Below are 14,695 nucleotides of genomic sequence, written 5' to 3' on the forward strand. Positions count from 1 at the left end.
GTCCCGGATTGATTCTTTGAATCGAAGGAGGCTAACCCCCTCATATTTGCTCTGGCAAAATCTGAGGACGAATCCTCTATTCCCTACACGAAATCCTTTTTTACAGTCTCAGGCACCATTTTTCCAAGCCAATCCCATTACCCAAAATATAAAAGTAAAAGTGGACTCAACACTCCGCTATAACGTCGTCGATCAGATAGACACCATACGGGTTGGTAATGAGCAAGAATATGATTTTGAGGAGTTCTCCAAAATTCAGGAATACAAAGTCAGACAAGACTACTGGAGGAGCAGGGCCCGTGGGGGCGACGGTGAAAGCGCAGTAGAAGGAAGAGGTTTGATTCCTCCACTTACTATTAGCCCCACCCTAGATAGGCTCTTTGGAGGAAGTGAGATAAATATCACACCATCAGGCTACGTAAACCTTGACTTCGGAGCTATCTTCAGGCGGGTAGACAATCCTACTCTACCTATAAGGCAGCAACGAAACGGTGGGTTCAACTTTGACCAACAGATCCAAATGGCGGTAAACGGGTCTCTGGGAGAAAAAGTGAAGATCGGAGCTAATTTCGACTCAAATAATTCTTTCGACTTTCAAAACCAAATGAAACTCGAATTCAACGGGTTTGAAGAGGACATTATCCAGTCCATTGAAATCGGTAACGTAAGTATGCCTGTACAAAATAGGTTGATACAAGGAGCTCAGAATCTTTTTGGCGTCAAAACGCAGCTCAAATTTGGAAAATTGGGAGTGACAGCCGTAGCTTCTACCCAGCGGGGCCGAAGGGATAATCTAACAATCGATGCCAACGGTCAGGGCAGATCATTTGACATCCAGGCTTCGAAATATGATGAAAATCGACATTTCTTTATTGGACACTTCTTCCGTGACAATTATGAAAGATGGCTGAGAGGGCTTCCACAGGTTCTTTCGGGGGTGAACGTGACTAGAATTGAGGTTTACATCATGAACCGGGCAGCAAACACAGAGACACTTAGGAACTTTGTCGCGTTCATGGATCTGGGTGAGGGGAGGGTGATCTACAATCCTACCAACCCAAATATTGGCTCGGGAAACCCTTCGGCTCCCGCAGGGAACTCCGCCAATAGTCTATATTCGAACATATCCAACAATCCTGCCTTCCGACCTTTTGATACCGGATCACGGTCAATGGAGTCAAGCTTGGGGCTCAGAAAAGGAGTTGACTTTGAGCAAATCAACGGGGCAAGGAAATTGGATCAAACAGAATATTTTTTCAACCCGCAGCTTGGCTATTTGTCTCTTTTCAGAAGACTACAAAATGATGAAGTGCTTGCCGTCTCCTATGAATACACATACAATGGCCAAGTGTATAAAGTCGGAGAATTGACAGAAGATTATCAAAACAGACAAGAAGATGAAATGATTTTCATGAAGCTTCTTCGGCCTGCCCGAATCAACACCCGGGTTCCTACTTGGGATCTGATGATGAAAAACGTCTATAACCTGAATGCGAATCAAATTATGCGGGATGGTTTTCAGCTTCAGGTAATCTATAGGGATGACAGAACCGGTCTCGACAACCCTTCGCTTCTGGAGGGTACAGGGCTAAAAGACAAGCCATTGATCCGGCTCACTGGACTGGATAATCTCAATCCGCAAAATGATCCCGCCCCTGATGGGAATTTTGACTTTGTGGAAGGGCTCACCATACTCACAAACAGAGGTCTATTGGTATTCCCGGTTTTAGAGCCCTTTGGGTCCAACCTTGAAAAGTATTTCCAACCCGGAGAAGTAGTTCTGAAAGACAAATACGTCTACGATACACTATACAAGACAACCCAAGCAGATGCTGAACTTGTCACCAGGCTCAACAAATATTTTATTAAGGGCAGATTGACAGCCGGTTCTGCCAGCGAAATCCAATTACCTGGACTCAATATCTCTCCCGGTTCTGTGATAGTTCAAGCTGGAAATATCCCACTGACTGAAGGTGTTGACTTCACAGTAGACTATAATGTGGGGAGACTTGTCATCATCAATGATGCAATACTCCAGTCCGGGAAACAAATCAATGTGAGTTTTGAAAAAGCAGATTTGGTTTCCTTCCAAACCCGAAGTTTACTGGGAACCAGACTTGATTATTTGTTCAATGACAAGTTCAATATCGGTGGTACATTCCTTTATTTAAATGAAAGGCCTAACGTCACCCGAATTGCCACCGGGAATGAAACCTTAAGAAATAGCCTATGGGGATTGGACGGGAATTTCAGTGATGAATCGAGGTGGCTAACCAAAATGGCAGATGCTCTTCCCTTTACCAGCACCAAGGAAACTTCCCTTGTGCAGATCAGCGGGGAATTTGCACATCTTATTCCGGGAACATCCAATCGGGTAAATGGAGACCAAGCTTCCTATATTGATGATTTCGAGGCAGCAATTACACCATACAATTTGGGAGGAGCCGCCAATCAAAACTGGAAACTTGCCTCTACACCGCAGACCTCTGACAACAGATTTGACTTGAGTAACCAGACTGAAGACAACCTCGGAGCAGCTTATCGAAGAGCACGGGTGGCATGGTACAATATTGACAATATTTTCTATAGAGAAAATGGACCTGGTGTCCCCTCCAATATTACCAGGGAGGACAGGAGAAACCATTATGTCAGGCGTGTAGTGCCTCAGGAAATTTTCCCACAGCAAGACAGGGATGTGATCGTCACACCTGAACCTCTTTTTGAACTGGCTTACTTTCCCAGCGAGCGGGGCATGTACAATTATAACACAAATCTGACTACTGACGGTTTACTTCCAAATCCAAAAAACAACTACGGTGGGGTAACCAGAGCGATTACTACAGAAGTTGATTTTGACCGTACCAATATAGAGTATCTAGAATTCTGGTTGATGGATCCATTTATAGAGGGAGAAAATGGACGGGTACTCGATGGGATATTCAATCAAAACAATACAACGGGAGGTAAGTTATTCATCAATCTGGGAGACATTTCGGAAGATCTGATGAAAGATGGTCGCCATTCCTTCGAAAACGGGCTTCCAGCTAATGGAGACCCTGCCGAAACCGGTCAAAATGAATGGGGAAGAATTACCCGTGAGCAATTCTTATTGCCTGCCTTTGACAATTCGGAAACTTCTCGACAAAATCAAGATGTCGGTTTGGATGGGTTGAAGAATGAAGATGAAGCTACTTTTTTCCGTTCCCGATACTTAGATCGTCTGAATGTAAACGCTACGGCCAGAAATCAAATTCTAGAAGATGTTTCCGGAGATTTATTCAAATACTATCTAGATGAAGGGTTTGATCAAAATAATGTCAAAATTCTAGAGCGGTATAAAAAGTATAACGGATTGGAAGGCAACACCCCCGTGACAGCCAATGAAAACCTTCCATATACTCCCTCTGGGTCAAACACTCCTGACAACGAAGACTTGAACAATGACAATACCATCAACGAACTGGAAAACTACTATTCCTACGAAATGGAATTGAAGCCGGGAAGTATGGTAGTAGGTCAAAATTACATCGTGGACAAAACCACTCACAACGAAGGCGGAGAAAATGTGGATTGGTATTTATTCCGTATTCCTGTCCGTCAGCCAGACCGTATAGAAGGAGATATCTCAGGTTTCAAATCCATACGATGGATCAGAACCTATCTAACTGATTTCGAACAGCCGGTAGTACTTAGAATGGCCAACTTTCGCATGGTCGGCAGTCAGTGGAGAGTTTTTCAGGAATCCCTTTTCGAAAAAGGCCTTTTCGAAATCCCGGAACCGGACAATTCAAATGTAACCGTAGATGTGGTAAGTATTGAAGAGAATAGCCAGGGAAGTGCTACAGAAAGCCCATATGTACTTCCTCCGGGGATATTCCGGGATCGAGACAATACATCTACAGTAGAACGGAGACTGAACGAGCAATCTCTTCGAGTTTGTGTAGAAGATCTCGGACCCAAAGATGCCAGAGCTGTTTTCAAAAATGTTACTTTGGATTTGGTGCAGTTCGAACGGATCAAAATGTTTTTGCACGCAGACAGTGAAGATGCAATGGATGGGGAAATCACGGCATTCCTACGATTAGGTACAGACTATACTGATAACTATTACGAGATCGAAGTTCCTCTTATGATCACGCCAAAAGGCACGCGAGATCCGGATCAAATCTGGCCTGAGACAAATGAAATCGACATTGCAATCCAAGATGTGGTAGGAGTAAAAGTAGCCCGTGACAACCAAAAAGTATCACTCAATATCCCATTTTCACAACAAGTGGGTCGATACAAGGTAACTGTAGTCGGACGCCCGGAATTGAATCAATCCCAATCTTCCATGATCGGGGTAAGAAATCCCGGCACAAACGGAGGTGGAAGCAGGAGCATCTGTATATGGGCTAATGAACTTAGAGTGACGGGCTTCACCAAATCAAACGGATGGGCAGCCAATGCACTTATGAATGTAAAAATCGCCGATGTAGCTGTAGTCTCAGGATCCATCAGCCACAACTCAATAGGTTTTGGAGGATTGGAAACCAGGCTGTCCCAACGGGCGAGAGAATCAACCACCCAGTATGATATCTCCACCAATGTGGACATTCACAAGCTTCTTCCTGAAGCCTTGGGCGTAAGTATTCCTATGTACTTCTCGCTTGAAAACAGTACGACCAAACCTGAGTACGATCCTTTAAATCCCGATGTGCCCTTTGAAATAGCTCTTCAGAAATTCGACACTCAGGATGAAAAAGATGCTTACAGGAAAATCACTATGGATCAAATAAACCGTAAAAACATAAGTTTCAACAATGTACGAAAGATAAAAACCAACCCTGAATCAAAAAGTAATTTTTACGATTTAAGCAATTTCTCCTTCTCATATGCTTTTGGGCTAATGAGTCAAACAAGTGCCCAAATCGAAGATTACACCTACAAGACCTATCGCGGCAACGTCACATACAGCTTTCAGCCAAAACCGCTTACTATTGAGCCATTTAAAAACTCAGGATTTCTGGATTCCCCTCATTTGAAATTGATCAAGGATTTCAACCTCAACCTATCCCCTACACTAGTATTGGCTAGATTGGACGTAGATCGAAAGCACATGAGATCCCAATACAGAAATGATCAATTAACCACTACCGGCGTTGATCCGCTTTTCCAGAAAAGCTTCTTTATAAATCGCTTTTATACCGTGAACTGGGATTTGACAAAAAATCTACGGGTTGATTATACAGGAAGTGTAATGGCAGTAGTAGACGAACCCCAAGGTGATCTGGATACGGAGCAAAAATCCGATTCGGTAAGGTATAACGCATGGCGATTTGGTCGACGCACTAATTACAACCATTCTATTAACCTTAACTATACACTACCGCTGGATAAATCCCCGCTTACCGACTGGATAAGAGCGGAGTATAAATACATTGCCACGTATACGTGGCTCACCGGCGCGATTGGCCAAAGAGATACGCTGGGCAATTCGATCCAAAACACCCGTGACCAGTCTCTCAACGGAAAATTTGACCTGATAAGACTCTATAATAAAAGTAAAAAGCTGGCGGCGCTAAATGCCCCAAAACGACCAAGTATTCCGGGAAGAACATCGATACAGGCAGAAGACACTATCGGGACACCTTTCACCAATAAGGTGCTGAAAATGCTTATGATGGTAAAAGAGATCAGCTTCAACTATGGGAAAATTGAAGGCACTTTTCTGCCTGGATACATGCCAAATACAGGGCTTTTGGGAATGGATAGAGCTTTTGACAACCCCGGTTTGGCTTTTTTATTGGGAAGCCAGGATCCGGGAATAAGAAATGAATTTGCGCAGGCAGGAATAATGGCACCTAGCAGTGAACTCACGCAAACTTTCAAACAGACACGTGTTACAAATATGACGTTTGGTAGTTTGGTAGAACCATTCCAAGACTTTAAGATCACATTAAACGCAACTAAACGGGAAGTGGGCGATTATCAGGAAATTTTCAGAAATTCTATCGATAACCCAGGGGTTTACGAGTCTATAAGTCCCAATAGACTGGGTTCCTATAGCATTTCCACGATTATGATAGGGACTACCTTTAGCAAAGACCGCTTTGATAATTCTTCTCCTCTTTTCAATGATTTTGAAAATAATAGAGCTATTATTAAAAGTAGGCTTGATGCGAGGGATGCAGGCGGAGAATATAGCATCAATGGCCAAGATGTGTTGATACCAGCCTTCCTTGCTGCCTATCGAGGAAAGGATGCAGCCACTTTCGACATGAATCCTTTCCCAAAAATACCATTACCAAACTGGCGCTTGGATTATCGTGGGCTTTCTAGGATTAAAGCCCTCAGCGAGGTCTTCAGCAGTATCAACATCACACATATGTACACTTCTAAATATGATGTGAGCAATTTTTCCAACTCACTGCAATACCGGCAAGGCTTAGAACTATATAATAGCCTTCAGCAAATCTCCAGGCCCACTGAAGTAAATGAGGAAGGGATGTACATACCAATTTATGTCCTTAATCAGGTCGTGCTTACAGAGCGATTTTCTCCATTGATAGGGCTTGACCTCTTGACAAAAGACAGATTAAATATTTCCATCCTATACAATAAAGAACGAAATCTTGGCCTGAATTTCTCCAACTCACAGGTAACAGAGCAGAAAAGCAATGATTTTGGCTTAACCCTGGGTTATACCAAAGCCGGTGTAAAAGTCCCTTTCAAATTTCAGGGAAAACAAACTGTTTTAAAAAATGACTTGCAGTTCAAGTTGGACTCTAAGGTAGTCAGCACTACACAAATCCAGCGAAAGATCGAGGAAGGGAGTACCATTACCAGTGGAAACTTGAATATTTCTTTTAGACCAACCGTCTCCTACCTGATTAATCAAAATCTAAATCTGACCCTATATTTCGACAGAACTATCAATGACCCAAGAGTAACAACTGCCTACAAGCGAACTTCCACGGCTTTTGGAGGCCAGCTTCGATTTAATTTAGGCCAATAGATTTTATCCTTGTGTGATTCCTATTAATTTTGACTCCTATATAACTATTCACAACTATGGATTTTCCTCAAGAATTAAAGTACACCAAAGACCACGAATGGGTTAAATTTGACGGTGATGTTGCAACTATTGGAATCACTGAATTTGCCGCGGGTGAACTTGGTGATATCGTATATGTAGAAGTAGAGACTACGGGCGAAGCACTGGATACCAACGAAGTTTTTGGATCTGTAGAAGCAGTAAAGACCGTTTCTGATTTATTCATGCCTGTTTCAGGTGAAATTCTAGAAGTGAATCCTGATTTGGAAGATTCCCCAGAACTGGTAAATGAGTCACCTTATGAAAAAGGCTGGATGATCAAAGTGCAAGTTACAGGTGATATCCCTTCCGATTTGTTGTCTGCAGCAGAATACGCAGAGTTGGTAGGAGCATAAGTTATCGATTTTGAGATTAGGACTTGCAGTAGTGTGGCTACTTTTCATAGTCGGTGCTATGTTGACTCCGGGAAATAATTTTCCCGCTCCTTCATTTAATTTCGAGGATAAGCTAATTCACTTAGTGTGTTTCGGCCTCTTAAGTTTCCTTTGGTGTGGAGTCGGAGTAAAAAGAGCCCTTGTGACGGGTGTGAGAGGGAGAGTTCTTGTGAACTATCTGATTTTCGGTGTAGCCGCAGGAATAGTTTTGGAAACCGCTCAGCTGTTTATCCCCTTCCGTTCATTCGACTATATAGACATGATTGTCAATGAAATAGGTGGAGCTGTAGGTTTATTAGCATATTTTAAGATTCCTACCACCAACATTGGCTTGGATTAGTGCCTATTAATTATTACAATTGTTAGTCTGAAGTAGAAGAAAAATTAACCTTTATAAACCAAACTTATCATGGAAGCAAAAAAGACTCCCAGCGCTGATCTAACCAAAAAGTCAGGAATGTTCCTGAATCTAGGTTTGGCAGTAGCTGTAGGTGCGACCCTTGCTGCCTTCGAATGGAAATCATTTGACGATGGTTCATTGAAAGACCTTGGTCAAGTAACTGACAACTTCGAAGAATTGCTAGATATTCCGATCACAGAGCAGCCACCGCCACCACCGCCGCCACCTGTAGAGCTCCCTGTCATCAAGGAAATTCCTGATGAAGTAGAAATCGAGGAGAAAATCGAAGTAAACTTTGATGTCGATGTAAAAGAAACTACTGTAATCAAAGAAGTGGTAATCGCTGAAGCTCCTGTAGAAGAAAAAGTAGATGCTATCTTTGACGTAGTAGAAACCCAGCCCAACCCTCCGGGAGGGATGTCGGGATGGAACAAATACCTCAGCGATAATCTAAAATATCCTACTCAGGCAAGAAGAATGGGTATTGAAGGAACAGTAATCGTAGTTTTCGTAGTAAACACAGATGGTTCTATTCAAGACGTTGATGTTTTGAGGGGAATCGGTGGAGGATGCGATGAAGAGGCAATAAGAGTAGTGAAGAACGCTCCTAAGTGGGAACCTGGAAAACAACGTGGACGTGCAGTACGTACTCGTATGAGACTTCCGATTAGGTTCAAACTTGGCTAATCATACAGACCCGAGAAATCGGGTCTTTTTTTTTGCCCCAACTCTTAACAACTTTCAGCTTAGTTAAATAGTGTTATCACATTAGTATCAATGAGTTAAGTAGTGTAAATTATTTGAGCAGTTTTTTCTAACCTCTAACATTACACTCATGGAACACAAAAAAAGTTCAACGTCTGATCTAAAAAGATGGTCAGGTACTTTGTTTAACTTGGGACTGGCAGCCAGTCTCGGTGCAGTTTTGCTAGCTTTCGAATGGAAAGCCAAAGATCAAGGTAGTATTAAGACATTCGACAGAATGAAAGATGATTGGGTCGATATTGATATTCCCATCACCATTCACACCCCACCCCCGCCTCCACCTCAGGTTCCTATCGAGATAAATATCAAGCCCGATGATATTGTAATTGACAATTTCACAAGTCCAACACTAGATATAAACACTTCAGAGGTGACTATTATCCCAGAAGTAGAAATATCCAATCCTCCAATAGTTGAAACGGTGGATGAGATCAAAGATTTTGTAGATGTTCAGGCGACGTTTAAAGGCGGGATGGATGCTTGGTATGCATACCTTAACAAGAACCTTAGCTATCCTTCTCAAGCAAAAAGACTGGGGATAGAAGGAATGGTGATAGTCCGCTTTGTAGTCAACACAGATGGATCAATTCAGGACATAGAGCTAGTACGTACAATTGGGGGTGGATGTGATGAAGTAGCAAAAGAAGTCATACAAAACTCCCCCAACTGGACTCCCGGAAGAATTGGTGGAAAGCCAGTAAGATCCCGTATGACTATGCCGATTCGTTTTCGTCTGAATTAGCAACAATACTACTGAAAAGTAAGGGGCTGTTTGGCCCCTTACTATAAAACATTCAATGCTTGTTCCTTCACTTTTTCCAGCTCATCCTTCATCAGTATCACATGTTTCTGCATAGCGGCATCATTAGCCTTAGATCCTATGGTGTTGATCTCCCTGCCTATTTCCTGACTAATAAATCCCAGCTTTTTACCTTGACTGGTTTCTTCGCTCAGGCAGGTGGAGAAATACTTCAAATGAGTGTCTAGCCTAACGATCTCCTCGGTAATATCCAACTTTTCGAAATAATAGATTAACTCCTGTTCGAAGCGATTGGCATCAAATGAATTCTCGTCAAGCCACTCGCTGAAATGGTTTCTGATCTTTTGTTTGATTCTATCTTTTCTAGCTCCTTCCTCTGCCTCAATTTTACTTAAACCACTGGCTATTGCTTTGATATTTCCCTGAAGTTTTTCTTCCAGAGAATTCCCCTCATCCCGTCTGAAAGAATCACATTTATTAAGTGCCACTGTAAGCACTTTTTTGATTTCTTCCCAATCCGCCTGATCATCTCTTTGCTCACCGGTCAGTTGGGTGATTACACTTGGAGCTTGCAGAGCCAGCTTGAAAATATCCTGGGAATTATCCTTTACACTATCCGCAAGTTCTTTGTACTTTCTGTAAAACAAGTTAAACAAATCTTCATTAATACTAACCGGCATTTCGGCAGATCCCTTAGATTGAAAGTCAATAGAAATGCTCACTTTACCACGATCTAAAATAGACTGAACCAGATTTCTGATTTCTTGCTCTTTATCATTAAACTGTCTGGGGCTACGAACGGAAAGATCCAAAAACTTTGAATTGAGTGTTCGCACCTCCACTTGGATCACCATCCGCTCATCTTCAAACCCGGCATTTCCGAAGCCGGTCATTGATTTGATCATAATAAAATTTATAGTTAGAAATTGTAGCCCAAAGTTACATAGAACTTTAAGTCTTCCGCTACATAATTTCGGATTGGCCTAGCCACATCAAGCTTGACATAATAGTTAAGCAAAACTGTTCTTAACCCTGCTCCATAACTTTGTAACCAAGGATTATTGAAATTATTTAGCACAATAGTGAAAGGAGAGCCTTCTGTATTGATCACCTCAGTATTTTGATCGTTTACACGCTCCCATGGTGCCGAATCATTCCAGGCTGACCCTATGTCATAAAAACCCACCAATTGAAAATTTCGGATGAAATTAGAAGTTATATTACCTCTAGTCAGGTAAGAGAATACAGGGATTCTTAACTCGGTCGTAAAAGTGACTACATTTCTACCTCGGATCTCATCGTAATCATATCCTCTTAGATCCACAAAGTCTGCAAAGAGAATATTGGAATTTTCTGCGCCGGTAGGGTTTCTGAGCGGGGAAGCCTCGGGCCTGTTGGATGGTGGGCGGTAAAACTCGTTGAAAAGCCAATTATCCATGCCTCCCACCATATATGTCTGAGGATTGTTCCCCATAAAAGATCCTGCATATAGACGTGCGGCGAGGACAATATTCTTATGGATTGTTTTGTACTCTCTCAAATCCAAATAAAGGTTGCTAAATGAGCGCTCCTTCTGACCGAAGGACTGATACTGTACATAACCAATTTTTCCTTTGAACCCAGTCTGTGAATAGAGTCCCAAGGGCTGCGTACGATCATAAACGAACTCTGCTTTTCCGCCCAAATAGTTGACATCAAAACGATTTTGATCGGGATCTTGACCATTAATTAGAGAGTCGGGATTGAGGTTAAAATACTGGGTTTTTGCCACAAAAGGCGAAAGGGAAAATCTAGCGTTGGCATTCAATGGATAAGAAAATCCTGCTTCTACCTTGGTAAGCACATACTTCTGAAATGTAATATCTCCTTCAGAAATTCGAATGGTTTTGCGATCAAACCTTCCTCTGAAGTCCACTCTGCTTTTCAGATATTCATATTCAAAAAATATGTCTCCACCTGACCTAAAGTCAAGCGTAGTCATTACTCCACCTTGAAATGAATGATTATCAAGCAAGTCCGTCATTTTTCCCGTAAGGCCAATTCCAAAGCCTCGCAAAGGATCCACAACAAACCGGGTATTGATATTATTGATAAAAAACTGCGGTTCCATTTGTCTAGGGCCTGTAACTCGCTTTGTTAGACTCTGCTTTCTAAAAGTTTCCAGCAAAGTGGTAGAGGATTCAGCAGTGATAGGGGCAGGAGAATTAAGATTGCTTGGTAGTGTGTCAAAGGTATAATTATCGGTATCGATCCCATTTTTAGACTCAAAGCTCAGTCGTTTGATGTCAATGGATGATGTGGCATTTTCTGTAGTAGTGTCCATCTGTATCAACGGCTGGGTGGAAGGGCTCTGCTCCCGATTGACCTGCGGAAGATTTTCCTTAGCTTCTTTTTCTTCCAGCAACCTTCTTGCGGCCATTCTTTCGTTTAGGCTCTTCGCTTGCTCGAGCTGTATTCTTGGAGTACTGGGCGTAAACTGATCTGAAATGGATAACCCCTCTACTACCAAATAACTTTCCCTCCCATCACGTACAGAATAAGCCATTCTATTCATTCTGCTATTGACATCAAAAGCTTCTAAACTTTTATTATAGGCAGAGATTTGGTTGGAGACCTGATTTCCAATACTCATACGCATGAGGTTATTTATCCCACTCAGATCGCTGAGGTAAACAATTGTGTTGCTGTTTACCTTCCTCGGTCTAATATTTTTACTGTTCGAATTGGTCAGCTGCTTTGTGACTATAGTATCAGTCACCTGCACCATATAGAGGTTATAGTAATTGGGCAAGGAACCCAATTCCAAATTTTTTCCCATTAGAGAATCAGGTAGATTTGTCGCGTTTGATGAGTATATAATGGTAGAATCGTTTAAAAAAACAGGTGTCAATTCATCAAAGGAATCGTTTGTCAGCCTTCTTCCTGCACCTCTGGCATTAAGCGTATAAATATCAGACTTACCGTTTGATATAGCCGAAAGCACCATATTTTTGCCTGTACTATTAAAGTCCAGACTGAGGATCTGGGTGATGTTTCTTAAGAAAATCTTATCCACATTAGAACCATCGAGAGACCTCAATCTCAGTGTAGTGAATCCCCTTTTGAATGAGGCAATGGCGATGTTTGCCGAATCTCTCCACGCTATTATGGGAGAAGTGAAATTAGCTTCCTGATCTTGGAGAGAAGTGCCACCTGTAAAAATTGTTTGTTCTCTGCCCGTACTCAATTCCCTTACCTGAACTTTATACTTACCTGCATTATTAATCACATAAGCCAAATTCAACCCGTCTGGACTAAACTTGATGTCATTTATTGCACCTATAAACTTGGGGGATGTTTGTGCTACGGAAGCATCTTTATTTGGATCTCTAAAGGTCGATGAAACTTGCTTATTGATGTCAGAATAAAACTTTTTCCAGTCCTCTGTAAAGGTTTTGTAATTCAGCCCAACAGTATTTGCAATGCTGTTTTCCTCGTTTCTATTTATTCGGGAAAGGTTTAGAATACTCGAAACATACCTTCTTCCATATCTTTCGGCTATGTAATTCCAAACGGACTGCCCCGCCAAAGCAGCTTCCTTTTCCTTAAGCTTAAGGATCTTTGGAGTTTGATCCTCCTCGAAATAATGCCGCACAAAATCATCCATCTCACGGCTCCACCCTTTCGCCAAATACAATGCGATACCATCCACGTACCATTCCGGGAAGCTATTGGTTAGATTGGACTGAAATGCATCAGAAACAGATGAGCCATAAAGCATCTCTTCAATGATTACCTTTACAGTACCGTAGATTAAATCTTCTTTAAATAAGTCAACCTCTCCTTTGTAGGCAACCTCAGCCAATAGCCTATTGAAATTTGTTTGTCCCTGCTCATTATACTCTTCCTTATTGAGATTGATATTACTCTGCAGGAGCTCCTCGGGAGAGTTATAAATGTAAATTTTAGGCTTAGTATAAGCAACATAGCCTATCATCTGTGTGAGTCGATTGAACTCACTCTCCAGATAATCAATAGCCATTTTGGCATTGGCTCCTCCACGGTCATAATAGTATACCTCAAAATTATTTGAAGTATACAAATACCATTCAAATTGCTTGTGCTGAATTCTGTTTTTCCCAAAACGCTCCTGATCAAACTGGGCAAGGGCAAAAAATGAATTCAACCATAAGCCAGCAAAAATTAAAATTCGGAAAAGGTGATATCGCATTCGATTTGCTGAAAGATGTCTTTAAATATAATTAAAATAACGAGCTATGCCCACTTCGGAGTCAATAGCATTTCCATTTAGTAAATGTTCCACCATTAGTTCACTAAAATAAGGAATTAATGACACTCCCTTCGCTCCAAAACCATTGAATATATAAACGCTTTCCTCGGTAGGATGTTTTCCCAAAAAAGGTTTTCTATCTCTAGTAGCAGGTCTAATCCCGGTCTTGTGACTGATAATTTTTTCTACCGGCAACCGAACCAAATCTGTCAACTTCTCCAAAATCTCGGTTTTGGCAGAATCCGTGGCGCCTACGTCCAAATCATGCTTTGTGTAGGTGGATCCGACCCTATGGATCCCATTACCTAAATGAACTCTAAAAACACCCCGGTTCACAATGTAATCGGGAGTAAATTCTTGTTTAACTTCCAAAATCTCTCCTTTCACAGGCGCAAACGGAAGGAAATTGAAGAATCTGGAATTCATAGCCCCCAAGCCGTTACAATACACTATTGCTTTCGCCTTCAGTTCTCTATAAGACCAATAATCATCCTCACATGAAAGTAAGTTTTCGTCAAATTTCCCCAAAATCAATTCTTCTTTAAAGTACGAAGTCATCGCATCAAGTAGCTTATTGATATTCAACCAACCTGAATTGTGTAGCATGACCCCTCCATAAGGATCTTTGAGAAAGCCGGATTGACTTTCGGAATAAATCTTTTTCATATAGGCTGTAAAGCCGGGATCTGCACTGTGCCCCATCCATTCATTCTGCTCTTCTATTGTCAGGAAAGGTCTATATATTGCTATTTCTGTTAGAAATCTGCTCCCGGTAACGCTTTCCATTTCCTGATAGAAAGGATTAATCACAGGGAAAAGCGCATCGGCTTTCCAAGTTTTCACCATCTTCCTGCCTGTCACAGGATTAAAAAGTCCCGCCGCAATTCTGCTCGAATTATTAGCACCCGGTTGATCAATTATCCTGATTTTCTTACCAGCTTGCTTCAGCCTATAAGCCAGTGCTGTCCCGGCAAGTCCCTGTCCAATGAGCAAAAAATCAATTTCCATAGTCCAAAATAAAGGTTTAATT

The 14,695-nt window shown here is 41.8% G+C and carries 8 protein-coding genes; 5 read left to right on the forward strand and 3 right to left on the reverse strand.

All coding sequences use genetic code 11. The features are described 5' to 3' along the window. The first annotated feature begins 46 nt into the window (after positions 1-46). The 5 genes from sprA (at position 47) to ID165_RS15385 (ending at position 9,377) form a co-directional block, all read left to right on the forward strand. Positions 47-6,997, forward strand: a complete 6,951-nt coding sequence (gene sprA / locus ID165_RS15365; protein ID WP_225586777.1) for a cell surface protein SprA — start codon at positions 47-49, stop codon at positions 6,995-6,997. Between the two features lie 56 nt (positions 6,998-7,053). Continuing rightward, positions 7,054-7,431, forward strand: coding sequence for a glycine cleavage system protein GcvH (gcvH, locus tag ID165_RS15370; protein WP_192085817.1), 378 nt, complete (start codon positions 7,054-7,056; stop codon positions 7,429-7,431). Between the two features lie 10 nt (positions 7,432-7,441). Next, the gene (locus ID165_RS15375) at positions 7,442-7,810 is read left to right on the forward strand and encodes a VanZ family protein (protein ID WP_192085820.1); all 369 of its coding nucleotides are present in this window, start codon (positions 7,442-7,444) and stop codon (positions 7,808-7,810) included. 69 nt (positions 7,811-7,879) lie between these two features. Then, on the forward strand, positions 7,880-8,557 hold the full coding sequence (locus tag ID165_RS15380) for an energy transducer TonB (RefSeq protein WP_192085822.1): 678 nt from the start codon (positions 7,880-7,882) through the stop codon (positions 8,555-8,557). A 148-nt stretch (positions 8,558-8,705) separates the two neighbouring features. Next, entirely contained in the window at positions 8,706-9,377 is a 672-nt protein-coding gene (locus ID165_RS15385) for an energy transducer TonB (RefSeq protein ID WP_192085824.1), read from the forward strand. Positions 9,378-9,418: 41 nt separating this feature from the next. Here the strand turns inward: ID165_RS15385 and ID165_RS15390 are convergent, their stop codons facing one another. From ID165_RS15390 to ID165_RS15400, 3 genes are read right to left on the reverse strand one after another with little or no spacing between them, the layout of a single operon-like run. Continuing rightward, the gene (locus ID165_RS15390; protein WP_192085826.1) at positions 9,419-10,300 is read right to left on the reverse strand and encodes a YicC/YloC family endoribonuclease; all 882 of its coding nucleotides are present in this window, start codon (positions 10,298-10,300) and stop codon (positions 9,419-9,421) included. 14 nt (positions 10,301-10,314) lie between these two features. Further along, complete coding sequence (locus ID165_RS15395; protein WP_192085833.1) at positions 10,315-13,605, reverse strand: biopolymer transporter Tol; 3,291 nt, start codon at positions 13,603-13,605, stop codon at positions 10,315-10,317. Between the two features lie 21 nt (positions 13,606-13,626). Further along, positions 13,627-14,673 (reverse strand): FAD-binding oxidoreductase, encoded by a 1,047-nt coding sequence (locus ID165_RS15400; protein WP_192085836.1) that lies wholly within the window; start codon positions 14,671-14,673, stop codon positions 13,627-13,629. Positions 14,674-14,695: the final 22 nt, after the last annotated feature.

This window comes from Algoriphagus sp. Y33 (assembly GCF_014838715.1).
In the GTDB taxonomy this organism is placed as follows: Bacteria; Bacteroidota; Bacteroidia; order Cytophagales; family Cyclobacteriaceae; genus Algoriphagus.